This is a genomic window from Vibrio nereis NBRC 15637 (genome assembly GCF_001591105.1).
Classification (GTDB): Bacteria; Pseudomonadota; Gammaproteobacteria; order Enterobacterales; family Vibrionaceae; genus Vibrio; species Vibrio nereis.
In genome coordinates this window covers 46,359-66,983 of the sequence record NZ_BCUD01000007.1, presented here as the reverse complement: position 1 = coordinate 66,983, position 20,625 = coordinate 46,359, and the positions used below count along the sequence as shown (strand labels likewise).

General features: G+C 45.8%; 16 protein-coding genes. 5 read left to right on the top strand and 11 right to left on the bottom strand.

Annotation, left to right across the window (positions count from 1 at the left end; all coding sequences use genetic code 11):
• Window position 1: 1 nt before the first annotated feature.
• The 5 genes from VNE01S_RS09475 (at window position 2) to dsdA (ending at window position 7,516) form a co-directional block, all read left to right on the top strand.
• A complete protein-coding gene (locus VNE01S_RS09475) occupies window positions 2-661 on the top strand; it encodes an HAD family hydrolase (RefSeq protein WP_053395045.1) in 660 nt (219 codons plus the stop codon).
• Window positions 662-1,101: 440 nt separating this feature from the next.
• The gene (locus VNE01S_RS09470; protein WP_053395046.1) at window positions 1,102-1,761 is read left to right on the top strand and encodes a TetR/AcrR family transcriptional regulator; all 660 of its coding nucleotides are present in this window, start codon (window positions 1,102-1,104) and stop codon (window positions 1,759-1,761) included.
• On the top strand, window positions 1,748-3,058 hold the full coding sequence (locus tag VNE01S_RS09465; protein ID WP_053395047.1) for an efflux RND transporter periplasmic adaptor subunit: 1,311 nt from the start codon (window positions 1,748-1,750) through the stop codon (window positions 3,056-3,058). The genes VNE01S_RS09470 and VNE01S_RS09465 overlap by 14 nt, the downstream gene beginning before the upstream one ends.
• Window positions 3,055-6,156, top strand: a complete 3,102-nt coding sequence (locus VNE01S_RS09460) for an efflux RND transporter permease subunit (RefSeq protein ID WP_053395048.1) — start codon at window positions 3,055-3,057, stop codon at window positions 6,154-6,156. Before VNE01S_RS09465 ends, VNE01S_RS09460 begins: the two co-directional genes overlap by 4 nt.
• A 28-nt stretch (window positions 6,157-6,184) precedes the next feature.
• Window positions 6,185-7,516 (top strand): D-serine ammonia-lyase, encoded by a 1,332-nt coding sequence (dsdA, locus tag VNE01S_RS09455; protein WP_053395049.1) that lies wholly within the window; start codon window positions 6,185-6,187, stop codon window positions 7,514-7,516.
• Window positions 7,517-7,586: 70 nt separating this feature from the next.
• Here the strand turns inward: dsdA and VNE01S_RS09450 are convergent, their stop codons facing one another.
• The 11 genes from VNE01S_RS09450 to dctP all read right to left on the bottom strand — a co-directional run bounded on the left by VNE01S_RS09450 (window position 7,587) and on the right by dctP (window position 20,620).
• Window positions 7,587-9,575, bottom strand: a complete 1,989-nt coding sequence (locus VNE01S_RS09450) for a hypothetical protein (protein ID WP_053395050.1) — start codon at window positions 9,573-9,575, stop codon at window positions 7,587-7,589.
• Between the two features lie 246 nt (window positions 9,576-9,821).
• Entirely contained in the window at window positions 9,822-10,235 is a 414-nt protein-coding gene (locus VNE01S_RS09445) for a hypothetical protein (RefSeq protein WP_053395051.1), read from the bottom strand.
• Window positions 10,236-10,259: 24 nt separating this feature from the next.
• Window positions 10,260-10,901: a hypothetical protein gene (locus VNE01S_RS09440; protein ID WP_053395052.1), complete on the bottom strand. Its 642-nt coding sequence runs from the start codon at window positions 10,899-10,901 to the stop codon at window positions 10,260-10,262.
• A gap of 750 nt (window positions 10,902-11,651) precedes the next feature.
• Window positions 11,652-12,908: a tyrosine--tRNA ligase gene (gene tyrS / locus VNE01S_RS09435; protein ID WP_053395053.1), complete on the bottom strand. Its 1,257-nt coding sequence runs from the start codon at window positions 12,906-12,908 to the stop codon at window positions 11,652-11,654.
• A 90-nt stretch (window positions 12,909-12,998) separates the two neighbouring features.
• Entirely contained in the window at window positions 12,999-13,796 is a 798-nt protein-coding gene (locus VNE01S_RS09430; RefSeq protein ID WP_053395054.1) for a response regulator transcription factor, read from the bottom strand.
• A 137-nt stretch (window positions 13,797-13,933) separates the two neighbouring features.
• Entirely contained in the window at window positions 13,934-16,102 is a 2,169-nt protein-coding gene (gene katG / locus VNE01S_RS09425; protein WP_053395055.1) for a catalase/peroxidase HPI, read from the bottom strand.
• 256 nt (window positions 16,103-16,358) lie between these two features.
• Window positions 16,359-16,712: a RidA family protein gene (locus VNE01S_RS09420; RefSeq protein WP_053395056.1), complete on the bottom strand. Its 354-nt coding sequence runs from the start codon at window positions 16,710-16,712 to the stop codon at window positions 16,359-16,361.
• The gene (locus VNE01S_RS09415; protein ID WP_053395057.1) at window positions 16,681-18,144 is read right to left on the bottom strand and encodes an NAD(P)/FAD-dependent oxidoreductase; all 1,464 of its coding nucleotides are present in this window, start codon (window positions 18,142-18,144) and stop codon (window positions 16,681-16,683) included. The genes VNE01S_RS09420 and VNE01S_RS09415 overlap by 32 nt, the downstream gene beginning before the upstream one ends.
• A gap of 11 nt (window positions 18,145-18,155) precedes the next feature.
• Window positions 18,156-18,455 (bottom strand): (2Fe-2S)-binding protein, encoded by a 300-nt coding sequence (locus tag VNE01S_RS09410; RefSeq protein ID WP_053395058.1) that lies wholly within the window; start codon window positions 18,453-18,455, stop codon window positions 18,156-18,158.
• A complete protein-coding gene (locus VNE01S_RS09405; protein ID WP_053395059.1) occupies window positions 18,439-19,536 on the bottom strand; it encodes an NAD(P)/FAD-dependent oxidoreductase in 1,098 nt (365 codons plus the stop codon). Before VNE01S_RS09405 ends, VNE01S_RS09410 begins: the two co-directional genes overlap by 17 nt.
• A gap of 58 nt (window positions 19,537-19,594) precedes the next feature.
• A complete protein-coding gene (gene dctP / locus VNE01S_RS09400) occupies window positions 19,595-20,620 on the bottom strand; it encodes a TRAP transporter substrate-binding protein DctP (RefSeq protein ID WP_053395060.1) in 1,026 nt (341 codons plus the stop codon).
• Window positions 20,621-20,625: the final 5 nt, after the last annotated feature.

The following is a 20,625-nucleotide window of genomic DNA, read 5'->3' as shown; positions in this document are numbered from 1 at the left end:
TATGTCTAAACCCTTGTATGTATTCGATATGGACGAAACGTTGATCAACGCAGATTGTGCGATGATCTGGAATGAGTTCCTAGTCGAAAAAGGTATCGTTACCGATCCAAGTTTCCTTGAAGAAGACCAAAGACTCATGGCGTTGTATGCCAAAGGTGAAATGGACATGGAAGACTACATCCAGTTCTCCATGACACCGCTGGTTGAGCTAACCACCAGCCAGGTGGATGCACTGGCTAAGGAATGCGTTGAAAAGTACATCCTTCCCAAGCAATTTAAACAATCCAAAACACTGATCGCCGAATTGAACAAAGATGGTGTGGAAATGGTGATCATTTCTGCCTCTGTGGCTTTCTTAGTCAAAGCCGTCGGAGAAAGGCTCTCGATAAATCATTCTCTTGGTATTGATTTGGTTGAACAGTCTGGCTGCTACAGCGCTGAGATATCTGGCGTGCCAAGTTATCGCGAAGGAAAAGTCACAAGGCTTAAAGAATGGTTACAACAACAACCTGATGACTATTCTCAGATCCACTTTTTCACTGATTCAATTAACGATCTTCCTTTGTGCCAAGAAGCCGATTTCGCCTATCTCGTGAACCCGTGCCCGCTATTAAAGCCTTATGGAGAACAAAAAAACTGGACCATTCTCGAATGGGATTAATTGCTCGATTCCCTCAACCACTGTAATTTTAACCATTTAACACACTATCAACATCCTGCAGCTCGATGATTCCATTAATGGAATTTATCTTTTCATTTTTGAGGTTTAAATATTCGTGACGAAAGTGTTAGTTTAAACCTCATTGGTTACACTGCTATAAAGTGATTTTAAAGACCGCAATAGCTTTATAACAGTTTGGATACGGACATTGGACCAACAATCTCCAAACAAACAATAATGTAATTATTGCCCTTTAGCCCGCATGGTTGCCCACTGTGCGGGCATTTTTCTTTTTGGCTGACTCAAACTCCGCGTACATACTCAGTTCACATTTCTTGCCAAATTAATCACTTGTTTAAATAGTGTTGAATTAATCTCATATCGCTTACAAATTCATCACTCTATAATTAATCAGTTGTTTAATAATTGAGTGCACAAGGATGAATACAAAACAGCGAAAAGTTGGTCGTCCTAGCGATAAGATCGACGCTCGGGAAAAGCTCATAAGTCATGCTAGGGATCTATTCACCGCCATGGCATACGACAAAGTGTCGACTCGGCTCATTGCTAATAAAGCGGGAGTGAACGTGGCCATGATTCGCTACTACTTTGGCAACAAAGAAGGGCTATTCGAAACGATGTTGCGAGAAACCCTCGCCCCCATGCAGAAGCAACTGCAAACCTTAGTCACCGACAGCTCCGAGAAAAACTTTCTCGATATCATGCGTACTTACTACCAAGAAATGATCAAAATGCCTCAGTTCCCGCGTTTGGTCGCCCAAGTAATGCATATGCCGGAATCAGAGACACAGCGCAAACTGTTAGAGAAAGTGTTCAACGACATCAGTAAACCGATGCAAGGTGTGATGTTCGATAAGCTGGTCGAAAGCGGTATTCTGCGCCAAGGTGCGGATCCTAAGCTTTGCCGCGTTTCCTATCTAAGCCTGATGGTCTTCCCCTTTATTGCCCCACCCGCAATGCTCGCCATACACGGAATCGAGCTCAGTGAAGAATTTTTAAACCGACTGCTTGAGCACAACATAAAACTGATGAAACACGGATTTTTAGACACCCAAGGCGAACCCTATGAAAATAAATAAAAAACTTCTCTTCTTTCCCGCCCTTGCCGTGGGTATTGTTGTGCTCGTGATGGCGATAAAAATGAAGCCCGATCTGCCAGTCAAACCTGCTGGTGATCGCGCAAGGTTAGTCGAAACCATCCCACTAGAATTGAAAGCCATCGCACCTGTTGCCGTGGGTTTTGGTAAAGTCGCGCCAAAAGTGGAGTGGAAAGCAATTTCTGAAGTCTCAGGGAAAATCGTTTATCGTCATCCTCGCCTTGAAAAAGGCCAGATCCTCAAAAAAGGGACAGAGATCCTTAGAATTGACCCACTGGATTATGAATTGAAACTGGTTCAGGCACAGGCCGACTTGAATTCCGCACAGACCTCTCTCGCTAAGCTCAAACAAGAAGAAGACAACCTAAAACAAACTCTGAAAATTGAGAAGAACCGATTGGTTATTGCCAATAAAGAACTGGAACGAAAACGTAACCTTCGCCAAAGAAATTTAGCCTCACAATCGGAAGTCGATCAGCAGCAGCAATCCACACTCTCTCAACGTAAAATCGTGTTGGATATCGAGAACCAAATCGGACTGATGCCCGACGAAATGAAAGTCGCTGAAGCCTTAGTAAAAGTCAGCACTGCAAAGGTTGAAGAAGCACAACGCCTTCTGGATAAAACAGTGATCACTCTACCAAGTGATCTTCGTATTGCCCAAGTCGATATAGAACAAGACCAAGTCGTTAACATGCAACAAACTATGTTGGTTGGTCATGGAATCAGTGTCATGGAGGTCGAGGCTCAGCTTTCTATTCACGACATGCGTACACTCGCTTCTAGCATTGGCAAATTCAATCGCGACGAATCGGGCATCCCTCAACCTGATATGACATTCATCAAAGCCCATATTGAACTTAATAGCGGCAATCTGCATGCAACATGGCCTGCACGAGTGGCAAGGATCAGTGAGACTGTTGACCCGAATCAGGCGACGGCAGGAGTGATCCTAGAAATCACCCAAGACTACCGTGATTTGGAGCCAACCACTGTCCCTCCGCTCGTCAATGGTATGTTTGTGCAGGCAAACATTGAAGGGCAAGCGAATCCGAGTTGGGTCATTCCAGAGCGCGCGCTGCATGGCGATAAAATCTATATAAAAGATGAGAATAACAAGCTAATAATCAAACCTGTTGAAGTTCTTTACCGACGTGACAATCAAGTGGTGGTTGATGGCGATTTGATGCAAGGAGAAAAGCTCATCTTGAATGATCTACTTCCTGCTATCGAAGGAATAATGCTTAAAGAAGTCCACTCAGAGGAGTCTGAATCATGATTCGCTTCTTCTCAAGGCACCCGACAGCCGCCAACCTGTTAATGCTCACTTTGCTGCTTTTGGGTATCACGACTCTACCAAACATAAAACGGGAAACCTTCCCTGAGTTTGATCCACCGTACATTATGGCTGGGGTAGTCTACCCCGGCGCCTCCCCGCAGGAAGTCGAAGAAAGCATTTGTGTACGTATGGAAGATGCGGTCGATGGCTTGGCCAACATTGAAGAGACTCGGTGTGAAGCCATTGAAGGCTCTGCGCGCTTGATCTTAAAACTCAATGAAAAAGCCGATATAGGCCGCATGTTGGTCGATGTTCAGACACAGATCAATTCTATCAATGACTTTCCTAACCAGATTGAATCTCCCGTTGTTCAAGAACTAGACTGGAATGAACCCGTGGTCGATGTCGCGATCACCGCAGATACGACTTGGCCCGAACTCAAAGCCTACACCGAACAGCTTAAGCGAACGTTAAAGCTTGATTATGATGTCTCACTGGTCAGCGTCGCAGGGTTTTCTGACCACCAATATCGTATTGAACTCGATAGCCAATCGATTCGTCAGCTCGGTCTGAGCGTGGGCGATATTGCAGACCAAATTGGACGCCAGAACGTTAAGCTTCCAAGTGGTAACGTAGAAACACCCGACAAAAACTTCCTGATACGCTTTGATGAACGCCGAATCACGCCTGAGGAATTAGAAACTCTCGTGATAGGCTCTGGTGCGAATGGCTCAATCATTCGGCTAAAAGATATCGCAACCATTACTGACCGTTTTGAGCTAGACGAACAAAAAGTTCTGTTTGATGGACATCCTTCGGCTCTGCTCAAAATCAGTAAAAACAAAGAAGATGATGCTCTACGAATCAAAGACCGCGTGGCCCAATTCGTTGAAGATCAGCAAGCGATAGCACCAGATGGCGTAACCCTCCAGCTAACCAATGATCTCTCATCAGTGCTGTGGGACAGGCTGACCATGATGGTACGCAACGGTTGGCAAGGTATTGCGCTGGTATTCGCAACAATGTGGCTATTCTTCAGTTTGAGGTATTCGTTCTGGGTTGCCGCTGGCCTGCCCGTCGCATTTTTAGGTGGCCTCTTCCTAATGGCCCAACTGGGGCTCTCTATTAATATCATGTCGCTCGTTGGCCTGTTAATGGCGATTGGTATCATGATGGATGACGCGATAGTGATTGCAGAATCCATCGCCTCGCACATAGACCGTGGAGAAGATATCGAAAATGCGGTGATTAAGGGGGTCAAAAAAGTACTGCCTGGGGTTTTATCCTCTTTCTTAACCACGGTGTGTATTTTCGGTAGCTTGCTGTTTCTGGAAGGGGAAATGGGCGCGGTGCTTAAAGCGGTGCCACAAGTGCTGATCCTAGTTTTAACTCTAAGCCTCATTGAAGCTTTTCTGATTCTCCCCAATCACCTTTCGCATTCTTTGCATAAAGAAAAGCAGGAGAAACCGGCAGTAAAATTCAAAAAACGACTGATGGACGGGTTCGAGAACTTTCGTAATACACGACTCGTTACGGCGGTAGAAAACGTGGTCGAGTACCGCTACGCTTTTCTGGGAGCGGTCATTACTATTTTGTTGATTTCCATCGCTACCATTGCGGGTGGGTTACTCAAATTTCAGCCCTTTCCCGATCTTGATGGTGATATCGCGGAAGCGCGTATTATTCTCCCGCCTGGCTCTTCTCTGTCACATACCGAAGCCGTTGTTGAGCACATTGTGGCTTCCGCGCAGAAACTGAATCAGGAATGGAGTGCAAAGAATGAGAATGGCACACCGTTAGTGGAACACATTACCAGCCAATTCAATGCGAACGCAGACGCCAATGAGTCGGGCCCACACATCGCTACCGTTCGCTTAGATCTGTTGGGGGCAGAAGTCCGCAATACAGTTATCGACGATTTTATCGCAGCATGGCGAGACGATATTGGTGAACTAGCCGATCCAATTTCGCTTGTTTTCAAGCAACCGACGATGGGCCCGGGTGGACGTGCCATTGAAATTCGCGCCAAACACGACAATTTGGATGAGCTAAAGGCTGCTTCTGTCGACATTCAGCAGTACCTAAAAGAGTTTGATGGGGTACACGGCGTGCTGGATGATATGCGTATGGGTAAGGAAGAAGTATTAGTGAAACTTCTCCCTGGCGCTGAAACCTATGGTATTAATGGCCAGTTGGTTGCGGGACAACTTCGCGCCGCATTTTTTGGTCAAACTGCTGACGAAATCCAAGTCGGTGTTGAAAACATTTCGATCGAAGTACGATTAGATAAAAAACAAGCGGGTGACTTACAGCAGTTAGCCAACTTCCCTATCATTATGCCAAACGGAAGCCAGATTCCTTTGGCCACCATTGCGACCCTCGATTTCCAACGCAACTATGTGCGAATACAGCGTATCGATGGATTAAGAACGGTGAGTATCTTTGGTGACACAGACAATACCAAAGCGAACTCCACCGCCATCATCAGGCAATTCCAGCAAGAGGAAGCCCCAAAACTGCTCGCTAAGTATCCGGGGTTACGTTTTGATTTTGAAGGCGAAGCAAAAGACGCCGCCGAAACGGGTGCCTCTATGGGGAAAGGCTTTATGCTCGGGCTATTTGGCGTGTTCGCCATTCTCAGTTACCAGTTCCGCAGTTACCTGGAACCAGTCGTGGTCATGCTTGCGATTCCCCTCGCCTTTATCGGTGTCGTTTGGGGACACATTCTACTCGGACACTCTCTGAGTATGCCAAGTATGATGGGATTTGTGTCGTTAGCAGGCATCGTGGTCAACGATTCCATATTGCTGGTTCAATACATCCGCCATCATGTAGACGAAGGGGACAGCGTGCATGACTCGGTAGTCAAAGCGAGCCGGGAGCGCTTCCGAGCAGTATTCATCACCTCAATGACCACCGCTGCCGGTCTATTACCGCTCTTAACAGAAACCAGCCTTCAAGCGCAAGTTATCCAGCCTTTGGTGATCTCGATTGTCTTTGGTATCTTTGCTTCCACCCTATTAGTGTTATTTATGGTGCCCGCCGCGTATGCAGTACTTGCCGACTTTGGCTTGGTCCATAAACACGAGAAAATATAACTGAATAATAACAGCCTCTTAGGACCCTATGAATTCAAATAATATTCAACAATTAATTACGGATTTCCCTTTGATCCAAAAACTGATCGACCTTGAGGAAGTTTCTTGGTTTAACCCTAATATCACTAGTTTGGAAGAAGGATTGCCGCATGTTGGCCTGAGCAAAACAGACATCCAAGCAGCCAGTCATAGGCTAACTCGATTCGCACCTTACCTAGCAAAAGCGTTTCCAGAAACCGCTGCTACTGGCGGTATTATTGAGTCTGACCTAGTGACTATTTCACACATGAAAGCGACATTAGAGCAAGAGTATGGTTTAGTCATTGACGGAAAAATGCTGCTTAAAAAGGACAGTCACCTGCCTATCTCGGGCTCAATTAAAGCACGCGGTGGTATTTATGAAGTACTGACTCATGCAGAGAAGCTGGCATTAAACGCAGGGCTGCTTAAAGAATCGGATGATTACAGCAAGCTGCTTAGCGGCGAATTTCGAGACTTCTTTAAACAATACAGTATCGCGGTGGGCTCAACAGGCAACTTGGGGATGTCTATCGGTATCATGAGTGCCAAACTAGGCTTTTCGGTGTCGGTGCATATGTCGGCTGACGCGCGCGAGTGGAAGAAAAACACACTACGCTCTCATGGCGTAAACGTAGTGGAATACGAGCAAGATTACGGCATGGCCGTCGAGCAAGGACGTAAAGAAGCGGAGAAAGACCCGACATGTTTCTTTATTGATGATGAAAACTCAAAAACATTATTCCTTGGCTACTCAGTCGCGGGGGAGCGGGTTAAAAAACAATTTGAGGAGCAAAACATCATCGTAGATGAGGAACATCCTCTATTTGTTTACCTGCCTTGCGGCGTTGGCGGCGGTCCTGGCGGCGTTGCTTTTGGATTAAAAATGGCCTTTGGTGATCACGTCCATTGCATTTTTGCTGAACCAACCCACTCTCCTTGTATGTTGCTCGGTGTTCATACAGGCTTGCATGATGCGATTGCCGTTCAAGACCTTGGTATTGATAACATCACGGCCGCAGATGGTTTAGCGGTTGGCAGAGCATCTGGCTTTGTGGGGCGTGCGATGGAAAGACTGCTTGATGGCTATTACACCCTATCTGATGAACGCATGTACCGTTTACTTGGCCAGTTGGATCAGTCTGAAGCCATACAGTTGGAACCGTCTGCTCTAGCGGGAATGTTAGGCCCAGTATTGGTAACTGAAGCACAAGATTACCTAAACCACATGGGTATGGATAATCAAACAATGAAGAATGCAACGCATTTAGTCTGGGCAACAGGCGGAGGAATGGTGCCAGAAGCAGAAATGCGCTCGTATCTGGGTAAATCAGGCAGATAGAGCACATTGACTTTTAGCAGGCTACAAACCGTAAACGCCACATCCATTTGTGGCGTTTTTATTATCACTCTTACGAAAATCCCACCAAGACATTAGTGCCATTGTTAAAACCCACCAATGCTTCTTGATTATTTAACGGTTTCAAGAAATCAATACGGGCAGTTTCAGTACCTTCTATATCCAGAACTAAAGGCGCACTGTATTCCCTCGACTCAATATCAAAGAGCTGTAAATACGGTGCCCGACTTTTTTCAGCCTCTTTCGACGGGCTCATCGCCATAATGATGCGTTTCTCGCAGGGTAAGATCTTCGCGACACTGATATCATCTGAAAAACAGTGACGGGAAAGTACCTCTTTACCAGAATCAACATCGGTCACCATTAAAAAACAAGGATGTTTATCACTTTCTGGTATGCCTTTTCCAGCTCCATACTCAACCATGCGAGTGTGTTTAGGAGTCAGCGCTTGAATTGGGAAATGGCTCGCGTATAAACCGTGGCTGAGGTTTACTTCGTAGTCGGTAAGTTGTGTATAGGCATAACTCTCACAATCAAACACGTATCTCTCACCTCCTCGAGACGCTAAATAGATACGATTGTCTTCACGATATACGCCGTTATAAAAAGCTCTGTCAACCTTAGTATCGTGCAAAACACTACCCGTGGAAGGCTCGATCACCATCAAGTGACCATAACGACGTCGTCCTCCTTCACTTATGAATAGGAGTCGTTCTTCGTCAATTGGAAAAATAACCCGGCAATCGGAATTAAAGTACCCAGGAACTTTATGCAATAGAGCTCCTGATTTTAGGCAATAGCAGTGGATGTGCTCATCAGCCAGCCAAACCTTTTGCGCTTGCTCATCAACAAAGAAAGTATCTTTACTACAATAGGAAGAAATGATCTTCACAGGGGAATTTTGACCATTATTCCAGAAAAAGAGCTGTCCTTCCTGCAGGGTCACCCAGTCGCCGTTATCAAGTAGTTGGCAATGTTCGATTGATCTACTCGGGTTGGTGTTCTCAGTAATGTCACCTTGTTCTAGGGGCCAATGGTGTAATACATAACTGAAGTTACTCATGCTGGCACGATGGTTACTTTGACTTAAGGTTATTGTTCTGCAGCTAAACTTACACTCAGTTTTTTTTAAGATTTCGCCGCTTTCACTATCAATCAGACGAACCTCTCGATACGCATATAATGCGATTCGATCTTGGTTCATTGCCAACGCAGAATGCGGTAACCTCTCCTGTTGCCACAGCTCCTTACCTGTTTCTAGGTCAATCGCCGTCAGATGTTTACTCCCATTACTGAAAACACATGCCTTGTTATATTTGTTGACCAACTCGCAGTCGTTTTCAGATTTATAAACCGTGTTAGCTTTCCCACCCTTTCTCGGCCAAGATAAAATGCTCTTGCCGCACCCTGCATATACATATTCAGCATCATTCACTACCTTGCCAACCTGGGCTCTTGCTCCCTTAAATTCCGTCAGAGTGCCCTCTTCCAAACCCAGCAAATAGAGTCGATGCGTTCGATTAGTACTTGCACTGATCGCCAGTTGCGCTGGTGCATGCTCGCTGGCTGCAAGGAAATGCACACTATTAATAGAATGCTCGATGTTCAGCTCTAGTGTCACGTTCAAATCTGGCGTTAATAAAAAGAGTGAGTGATCATTTAACGCGACTGCAATGGTTTCTCCATCGTGGCTGACTTCAATCGCCACAATATCGTGCTCAAATGTCTTTTTCAGTGGTGAATCAAGTTGATCAATAGTCGCAGCATAAACGCTGAGTGCACTCGCAATAAAAATTCGATCGCCGCAACATACGTACTTTCTTGCATTAATACTTGTCTGCTTAGGAAGCAGCTCTCCCGTTTCAGCGTCAAAGACTTCAAGGTAACTAGGAGAGCCAGAATATCCGCTTATATAGTGGCTAATAAGATAACGATCGTTATCGCAATAGGCGAGTTTTGTATTGTACTCCTTACAGATCCACTGACGTGAACCAAAACGGCGAAGTACTTGGAGTGCTTGATTAGAGTGGGTACCGCTCATACTCTTTCCCTTGAATAATTGATAAGTGAAACATTAACTGCGAGTTTTATTCGCTTATCATAGTTTGCGTGCTTTGAGGTTTTGATTAGGAGCAAAGGTTTGAGATGAACTCAGCTAAAGCTGCAGACGAATTAAGCCTATATTAGGGAATGGCTCTAGCGCAGGTGACAAAACAACAAATTCGAAAGCATAAACCTCGCTGGAAAAAAAAGGCAGTAGAGCACTGCCTTTCTCATTGAGCGCAGCTTAAAGAGCTTTCTCAATTGTCTTTTTGATTGCTTCTTTACGGTCTTCGACTTGGTTGTCTGCGTTGTAAATCGGCGAGTGGTTCAAGGTTAACGTTCCTTTCAAGTAACTCGCATGGTTGTTCGGGTTAGAGATGTCACCAAAGTTTTGGATAACAACTTTCTTCATGTCTTCTGCGATAGCTTCTTGAGAGAACTCATCATCACAAAGTTCTTTCATCGCTTTGATCAATGGTTCAAAGTAAATAAGTGGCCATGTTTGATCATACAGATGAGAGTAATCGTCAATGGAAATTGAATCCCAATCGATGTCGAACTCAAATTCAAACTTCGCTGCCTTGTGCGCACGACTTACTAAACCATCTAAGCGGTGCTCTTGGAATTCTCGAGCAGCTCGTTTCTCTTTTAAGCCCATTTTCACTCCTTAATTACGAAAATGTTATAGAATTTTATTTAGTCCCGACTCGACTAGAGCGGTGAGTTTAAAGCCAACTGAAGCCGTCAGATCTAAAGATATAGATAGGATCGAGTCATTCAGCTTGAATCGTAAACGGTCACCCTGACGGTGTTGAATGACCGCTTTCGAAATTTTCATTAATTCAGCCTTTGCAAAATCATCTTTTGCAAATTCAGCAAGGTTTTCTTCCAGTGCTGCTATTAAAATGCTTAATTCTTCACTATGGAAGAATGCTTGGCAGCTCTCGTCTAACTCGAAGTTAATGCCAATTTGATAGTTTGTTTGCAAGCGGTCTTCGATCAGTTCGAGCTGACTAATTACATCGATTGCTTCACTTGATATGTCATAGTCTGCCTTATGCCTATTTTGAAGACATAGCTTATGTTTCGAGGCATTCTGCAAAGTAAAATGAACCACCTCAGACAATCGAATAAAACTCAGTTGATCTTTATCACCACTTAAAACCAATAGCCCTTTTTCGCGGCTATACTGAGCAAGTGTGCCAGCCATTGTATGACCATTACGATCAAACACTACCAAGTGATACTTCTCACGAGATGCGACTTGTTCGTTTGCAAAACGCTCAAGAAGACCTAATTCAGGGGCAAGTTCAATTCCTTCCATTGTCGATATTTCCTCAATTAAAGTGTATTAAGCCCCAATTTCAGTGTTCTATTTTATTAGCAATTAATAAAACAGCTGGAAAGGTAACTTTGTATAAAGTCTGATTTAGGGTGTTAATCTAAGTGATAAGTAAGGTTCGTTCCAATGTGTTAATTGTAATAATTGGTGAATTGTAATTTAACTCTCAAATATTTCTAGTCGGTAATTTTATTATAAAATTAAAAATGATACTTCCTGCTCAAATGTTCATATTATAATTAATAATAATAAAATTTAGTTCTTGTTGTGCTCTATATTACTTTCATAATCACACAATTTTTATAGTGTTAATGACCACATAAGGCGTTAATTTCTATCATTTTCAGCCATAAAAGCTCAAATAGGACATTTATGCAGGCACATCTTAAAGCTATTAACCATTAAGTTAATAACTTTTTAATATCATCACCCTGCCCACCGATTAAAACTTACCATAACTATATATTTCAAATAGATAAGTGCGCATACAGTTAATACTAAGGTTTCATTCATTTACCGGATCAAAAAAAATCAATTAAAATATAAGACATGATGATACTAGGATAATAAAAGTCTCATAGTTAAGAATAGTTAATATTTATACATTAAAAAAACGACTTCAATTCAAAAATAAAAACCACTTATTAACTTAAACTACGAATAACGTATGCGCACTTGACCTTCTCAAGGTAGGCGTACTTCAACCAATACGGCCTACCCTCTTTAGTTTCTTCAGCGACTCAACAATCGAAAGGCTTTTTTGCCGCGTTGTACAATCCAATATTTATCAAATAGTGCAAACTGCTGGTCCAAATTATCGCCTGTAGCCAGTTCACCATTAATTCGGATCGCGTTGCTGCTGATCAGCTCGCGCGCGATACGTTTGGATTTAGCTAAATCGCAGGCAACCAACGCAGCGGGCATATCCCACTCAGGCTCAACTTGATAACTTGGTAAGCCATCAAGTGCCAATTGGCTTATTTCAGAACGGTTCAATGTTTTCAGATCACCATCAAACAGCGCTTGAGTGATTCGTTGCGCGCTGTGCAACCCCTCTTCGCCATGAACAAACAACGTCACTTGCTCTGCCAAAATGCGTTGAGCTTGCGGTTTACCTGAGCTTTCCTTGTCTTGCTGTTCGATGTACTCGATCTGCTCGACTGATAAGAAGGTGTAGTAACGCAAGAAACGATATACGTCATCATCAGCAGTATTTAGCCAGAACTGATAGAAGCTGTATGGCGACGTTTTCTCGGCGTCCAACCAGACGGCTCCACCTTCTGTTTTACCAAATTTGACACCGTCTGATTTAGTGATCAAAGGCAGTGTCAGACCGAACACGTTGTCGTTGTTCATGCGTCGAGTCAGGTCAATACCGCTGACGATATTGCCCCATTGATCGCTGCCACCAATCTGCAGCTTACAGCCATACTCTTTATTCAAGTGGACAAAATCGTACGCCTGAAGCAAGGCATAACTGAACTCGGTGAACGAAATGCCCTGATCTGGGCGCTGTAAGCGTTGCTTAACCGATTCGCGGTTGATCATGGCATTGACTGAAAAATGTTTACCAATATCACGCAAAAACTGAATAACATTGATGTTAGAAATCCAGTCCGCGTTGTTGACGATCTTCAATGGTGCGTCTAGTTGATTGTCCATGACTTGCCTGATTTGACCCGACAGTTGCTCTACCCAGCCATTGACGGTGTCTTCAGTATTCAGGTTTCTCTCGGTCGCTTTAAAGCTTGGGTCACCAATCATACCTGTTGCGCCGCCAATCAATGCAATGGGGTTATGGCCCGCATTTTGGAAACGTTTCAGCATGATAAGAGGAACAAGGTGGCCAATATGCAGGCTGCCAGCGGTTGGATCAAAACCACAATAAATCACTTGTGGCGTGCTCAGTTGCTGATTAAGTTCTTCTAGGTGGGTGGTTTGCGCGATTAAGCCGCGCTGTTCTAGGTCTTGAATAAGTGTCGGTTTCATTGTGTCCTCTCTCTGTTCGGTTTTCAGAGTACTTAAGGGAGGAAACAACCGACATATCCCTAAAGGGACAGTTTTGGCAGAAAACCATCACTAACCAGAAGCGATAAGCTGGCTCAAAAAGATGTGGAATAACTCGCTGAGGGATGACACATTCAGCTTGGCATAAATTCGCTTACGATGATTTTTGACCGTTCCAACACCAATATTGAGCTGTTCTGCAATCTCTTTAGAGTCAAACCCTTGAACGAGCAACGCGGCGATTTCTTGCTCTCTTTGCGTTAACAGTTCAGCACCTAACCGGTTTAATGTCTGTTCTATGGCTTGGCGTATATGCTGGGCTTCTTTATGCGCTTCTGGCAACGAAAAAGGCGTTCTAGCCCAGTGCTGATGACACAACGATTGCAAGATATCAAAATGGCCTTGTAAGGCGTTTACCGCTTGAGGTGGAAAACTCTGCTCTCCCATAACTCCAAGGTAAATCACTATCCAGCGCGCATCACTCAGTTTTACCGACAAACAGAGTTCGTCGTTCCATCCTGTTTGGGCATAGAAGTTGTGTTGATATTGCTTGTACTCACTGGCCGATGACAGCACATCTTTCAAACGATAAACACACTCACGCCCTTCACGCTGAATAGCTTGATAAAAAGGATCACTTAAGAAGGAATCCGTGAGGTAGCGCTGAAAAAGGAGTTCACGTGATTCATGGATGGAGTCATACAAATACACAGGGCGTTTGCCTTCGCTGTATCCGAGGATCAGCGCGCAATCAAAGTCGACAACAGAACAAAGATACGCTCCCAAGGCTGAGGTGAAATTGGCTGAATTGATCGAGCGAATCGCATTAGCTAATGCATGGGATTCTGTTGAAGAGGGTTCCAATTTCATTGATGTATGACCTAGTGGCAAGATAGCTAGAGCTTACCGAAATTTGCTTGTTAATCAAACATCGACTCCAGCAAAACCAGAACAATCTTAAAGAGAAAACCACTCCTCTGGCATCCAAAGGAGTGGTGAGGTAACCACTAAATATCGAAGCGGTCCGCGTTCATCACTTTCACCCAAGCGGCAATAAAGTCATGCACAAATTTCTCTTGGTTGTCATCCTGAGCATAGACTTCCGCGTAGGCTCTCAAGATAGAGTTGGAACCAAACACAAGATCCACTCGCGTCGCTGTCCATTTCACATCACCAGACGTACGTTCACAAATATCGTAAGCGTTGCGTCCGGTTGGTTTCCAGCTGTAGTTCATATCGGTCAGATTAGCGAAGAAGTCATTGGTCAGACTGCCAACGCGATCTGTCAATACGCCATGCTGGCTACCACCGAAGTTTGTGCCCAGCACACGCATCCCGCCAATAAGAACCGTCATCTCTACCGCGGTTAAACCAAGTAGCTGCGCGCGATCGAGTAACAACTCTTCTGGGCTGACCACGTAGTGCTTTTTCTGCCAGTTGCGAAAACCATCCGCCAGCGGTTCTAACACAGCGAAAGATTCAACGTCTGTCTGATCTTGGCTTGCGTCACCACGTCCTGGGGCAAATGGGACAGTCACATCAAATCCGGCTGCTTTGGCTGCTTGCTCAATCCCGACATTACCTGCCAGCACAATGGTATCAGCAACACTTAACCCTGAATCTGCAGCTATTTGCTCTAGTGTGTTCAACACATTAGCAAGTTTTGCAGGTTCGTTTCCTTCCCAATCTTTCTGCGGTGCGAGACGGATATGAGCGCCGTTCGCACCACCTCTGGCATCAGAATGACGGAACGTTCTGGCACTATCCCACGCTGTTGAAACCATGTCAGACACGCTCAAACCACTCGCGGCGATCTTGGCTTTCACAGCGTTAACGTCGTAGTTTCGATTTCCCGTTGGAATCGGATCTTGCCAAATCAGATCTTCTGCTGGCACATCAGGTCCGAAATAGCGTGATTTCGGGCCAAGATCCCTGTGGGTCAACTTGAACCAAGCGCGCGCAAAAACGTCTTCAAAATAGGCTTGATCATCACGGAAACGTTCAGAGATCTTGCGGTACTCCGGGTCCATTTTCAGCGCCATATCCGCATCAGTCATGATCGGGTTGTAACGGATAGATGGGTCTTCCACATCAACGGGTTTGTCTTTTTCAGCGATGTTGACAGGTTCCCACTGCGACGCTCCTGCCGGACTCTTGCTGAGTTCCCAGTCGTATTTGAACAATAGGTCAAAATAGCCGTTATCCCACTGAGTTGGATGAGTCGTCCATGCGCCTTCAAGGCCACTGGTGACTGCATTACGCCCAATGCCACGAGATTTGTGATTCATCCACCCTAAACCTTGCTCTTCAATGTCTGCGCCTTCAGGCTCTGGCCCTAAGTCTGCCGCATCACCATTACCATGTGCCTTACCGACCGTGTGTCCACCAGCGGTAAGTGCGACAGTTTCTTCATCATTCATCGCCATTCGAGAGAAAGTAACACGCATATCTTGCGCGGTTTTGAGAGGGTCCGGATTACCATCGACACCTTCTGGGTTGACGTAGATTAACCCCATCATGACCGCAGCCAGTGGATTTTCGAGATCTCGCTGACCTGAATAACGACTGTTTTCAGCGCCACTCGGCGCTAGCCATTCTTTTTCAGCGCCCCAATAAATATCTTTTTCAGGATGCCAAATGTCTTCGCGACCGAAAGCAAAACCAAACGTTTTGAAGCCCATTGATTCGTACGCCATATTACCTGCGAGGATCATCAGATCCGCCCAACTAATTTTATTGCCGTACTTTCTTTTGATTGGCCAGAGTAGACGACGTGCTTTGTCCAGATTGCCATTGTCTGGCCAGGAGTTAAGTGGTGCAAAGCGTTGGTTACCCGTCGCAGCCCCACCTCGACCATCTGCGATGCGGTAACTACCGGCTGCGTGCCAAGCGAGGCGAATCATCAGGCCACCATAATGCCCCCAGTCCGCTGGCCACCATGCTTGGCTATCTGTCATGAGTGCTTGCAAGTCACTTTTAAGCGCATCAACATCGAGCTTTTCCAGCTCTTCTCGATAGCTGTGGCTTTGGCCAAATGGGTTGGTTTTAGTGTCGTGCTGATGAAGGATGTCAAGGTTGAGTGACTTAGGCCACCAGTCTTTTGCCATGTTAGAAGACGTCATGCCACCATGCATTATTGGGCACTGACCAGTTGTGTTCTTATCTTGATTTGCCATGCGTAATCCCTTTGCTTTTCCAGTCGTGGATTATGTACGAATAACCATCCTCCTTTCGCGTGAAGATGTGTCATTAACGTTGATAGAAGTGTAGGTGAGATACTCAAAAGCAACACGGTGTTTACAGCTATTAATCTGATTGGAGAAACCTATAGCAGTCGCGGCCTTATAAAGTAAAAGAGAAGGCTCACACCTTCTCTTTTAGATAATACGACCAATGTTTCCTGCACTTGAGGACAAGAATGGCAGCTGATACTTATTTCTTCAGAGCTGCTGTAACAATCAGCTCCACTTTTAATTCTGGACTGGCCAACTTAGCTTCCCCACATGCACGCGCAGGTGCGTAGCCCTCTTCAAACCACGTATCCCAAACGCCATTCATTTCATCAAAGTCTTTCATGTCTGCTAGCCAAACAATCGTCTGCAAAACGTGCTTGCGGTCACTCCCCGCTTCAATCAATAAATCTTCAACACGTTTCAAAGCCTCTTCCGTTTGCTCCGCAACACTCGTGCCTTTTACACCAACTTGTCCACATAGATACACGGTATCGTTATGAATCACGACCTTACTCATTCGTTTATTGCTGTACTGTTTTTGCACGTTGTTCATGACTTGCTCCTTCACTTTTGTATTTTTCCATAAATGATTTATTGACTGGCGTTAAACTGGCTAACTCTCCCAGCTTCAGCGGTTTGATTGGGTTACGCAGGCGGTAATAACCAACTTGCTCCATCGATAGTCCTATTTTATCGCTGATAATATGTGCGACTGTAGAACCGCAGTAACGCCCTTGGCATGGCCCCATACCGCAACGGGTATAGGTTTTTATTTGATTAATGCCATTCGCCCCATTGGCTGCATGTTGCCTAATTTGACCAGCCGTCACCTCTTCACAACGGCAGACGATAGTCTTATCTGATGGGGATAACGCTTGTTTGGGCGGCGCGTACAAGGTGTCTAAGAATGGACGTACTGCCAACTCATGCTCTATAGATTCTTTGAGCGCCAGAGATTCATTAATCAGCTCTCGGCTCAGCTCGTTTTGTAGCGATTGCAATACCTGGCAAGCGACCAATTCACCTTGTAGCTCGGCCACCAGCGCACCGCCAATACCACCGCTATCTCCGGCAATGAAAACGCCCTGTCGAGAACTCATGTTGTTTTCATCAAGCGTTGGTTTCCAACACACTTGCAAGGCATCCCACTGATGGTCTAACCCCATTGCTCTAGTCAGTTGCACATTTGGAACTACACCGATATGGGCCAATACCGTTTCAGCCTCTAACGACACTTTGTTTCCGCCACACTTAAACACCAGCCCTTGCACAGAATCTGTACCTTCGGCCTCGATATCTGTCGCCCCTGTATAGCGTTTTATTCCGGCCTTTCGTAACTTCGCCAGTAAACCTAGCCCTTTAATCAAATACTTACGCCCTGTCCACGCGTTTGACGCAAATCGGAGTGATTTTAAATATCCATCTGATTGTTGAGTATCGACGATCGCTTTAGGAGGCGATCCGGCATCAATCATTTGCGCGGCCAAAAGGTAAAGTAGTGGCCCCGTTCCAACCATGACCGCTTGTTTGGGCACTAAACCCGATGTTTTCATCATGATCTGACACGCCCCTGCGGTCATTACACCGGGTAATGTCCAACCAACAAACGGAAACGGACGTTCTGTCGCACCAGTAGCAATAATGATATTTTTCGCGATGGTCTTATGTGCTTTGCCTTGCTGACTCCAATAAACCGTATTGTCTTCATCAATCCGCCACAATGTGGCTTGCGATACGTGATTCACTTCCGCTTGATTAAAGGCTTTTACTAACTCTGCGCCGCGCAAGTAATCCGGGCCCAAAATATGACCATTCGGGTGGCCGTTCTCTTGCACTGCGCGGTAAATTTGCCCGCCGGGACGCGCTTGTTCATCGATAACAGTGACGCTAGCACCCGCGGCCGAGCAGCGCACAGCCGCTTTCATCCCCGCGGGCCCTGCTCCGATCACACATACATCCACTACATTGGTTACTTCGTCTTGCATGATGTCTCCTGTTAGGTGGTTTGGCGGCAAATCTGCATGCCGTCTTCGATTAAATTCATGCAGGCTTGAACATTCTGTTCACCATTCACTTCAACGCGACACTCAAAGCAACTTCCCATCATGCAGAACGGTGCTCGCGGGGAACCCGACTGCGGAGTTTCACGTGTATGGTTTACTTGCGCAGAAAAAAGTGCCACGGCAATGGTGTCCCCTTCATACGCGGTATACGCTTTGCCTTCCCAGTAAAACTGAACCAACTTAGGCTGAGAGCTAGCCTGTTCAAGTCGTTGAAACTTAGAATCGTTCTTCACTGAACACCTCCAAATTTGGTGCATCGGCAGAGTCTTCCAGCCAATGTGGAAGTAAATAGGAGTGCGCCGCTGCAAGGGTAATTCCACTGTGGCAGCTGATCAGGTAAGCGCCAGAATGCGTTGTTGATTGCTGGTAGATCGGCAGGCCATCAGGAGAGACAATTCGAATCGCGCCCCAACTGCGGACCAATCTTGTTTGTGCCAAAAACGGATACACGGCGATGGCTCGTTCCGCAATAGCGGCTGTCATTTCAAGCGTGTCACTGTCATCAAACCCAGCGTTTTCTTTCGAGTCACCAATCTGGATGCCGCCTTCGTCAACCTGTCGAATAATGCCAGAAGGACGCTTGATGATTTTCGGCAATTTTTCCGTGATCAGCACTTGCCCCTTTTGAGGAGAAATTGGGGCAACAAAGCCCAACTTAGGTCCGAGTTTGGCCGCACCTAAGCCCGCAGACAGGATCACTTTGTCACTTTGGTACTGCGTACCGTCCTCAAGTGTTACCTGAAAGCGCCCTGTGTCATCCTTTTCAATATCCGAGACATGGACACCCGTAATGAGGTTCGCGCCAAGATGACGAATAGCTTTGGTATACGCTTTAAGTAGTTGCAGCGGATTCACATGGCCATCTTCTGGGCCATAAATCGCTCCTACCACATCTGGGCCGATATCGGGTTCTTCTTCGAGCAAACGGGCTCTGTCCCAGACTTCATAGGGATGATCGGTACCCAGGGCTTCGCGTAAATGCTCGTATTGCTGCGCCTTGGCCATGAGCTCTTTTTCACAGAAGTGGAAATCGTATCCACCTTGCTGAACCAGATTTAACTTTTCACCCGTTGCGCTTTCCAGCTCGTGTGCTAATCCTTGCCACAAATTCACTGAACGACGTGTCCACGCTGCGTAATGTGGCGCGTCTAACCCTTTGCTTGATAACCACACTAAGCCAAAGTTTCCGCGTGATGCCCGATGCGCACTGTCTCCACCGTCTAATACGGTGACTTGATGGCCAGCTTTCAGCAGCCCGTAGGCCAAAGCGCAACCCACGACACCGCCACCGACAACTATGTATTCCGGTTTCATAACATTCTCTTCAGACTAAATTTGGGGGCAGGACTGCCCCCGTTTGTATGTGCTTTGCTTAATTCAGCGCTTTATCTATGATTGGCTGGCTCCAGTCTGAGCCGATATCTTCGATGATCTGTGGCCATACTGTTGCGCGAACTTTATCCGCTGTTTTTCGCAGTTGCGCTGGTGTCATTTCTACAATGGTGGCACCTGCTTCAACGAGTCTTTGTTCGTTTTCTTTTTGGTCGACTTGAGCCGCCTGCCAGCGACGAGACTCAAACTGTTGCGCTGCGGCCTTTAGAGCTTGTTGCTCATTTTCATCTAAGTCATCCAAACGCTCTGAGTTGATCATCAAGTACCAGATCTCGAAGTGCGTGTTCAAAGGAATATATGTCTTTGTCACATCACGGAATGACGCATAGTAACCTTCAGCGCCAGAACCAATCACACCATCAACTACGCCGGTTTGAACCGCAGTGAAGGCTTCAGAGAACGGCAGTGGGGAACCGATGTAACCGACATTATCAGCCAAAAGTTGGAAGCTCTTGATCGGCGGAACACGCAGTTTAATGCCTTTAGCTGAATCTGGGTTGCCTGCATCCACAGCTTCACGATTTAACGAGATACCACCGAAGTAGACTGGATATGCTGCAAGCAGAGTAATGTCTTGTTTTTCAAACAACTCTTCCATGGCTTCACGTACTGGTGCGCCGCTACCATAAACGTTTTGCGCCTCTTCCCAATCATTGGCTAAGAAAGGCAACAGACCAATCTGCATGCGTCTATCCGTCGACGTAGACGCGGGTTGCAACGCCATATCGATAGCACCGACAGAAATACGTTCCTGAACTAAGGTGTAGTCACCCAAGGCATTGGCGGCATAAACGCGCAACTTAAGATCACCGTCTGTTGAGGTTTTAAGCGCCTCACTAAGTTGTTTGATATCGTTATCAACCACTGTCCCTTGTGGACGAACATGACTGATTTTTAATGTCGTTGCTTGCGCAGGGATCGCTGTCACTGCAGCCGCAATGAGCGAAGCAAGAACGCTGTATTTTTTCAGTGTTTTTGATGGTGCAAACTTACTTGTTTTAAACATGGTAA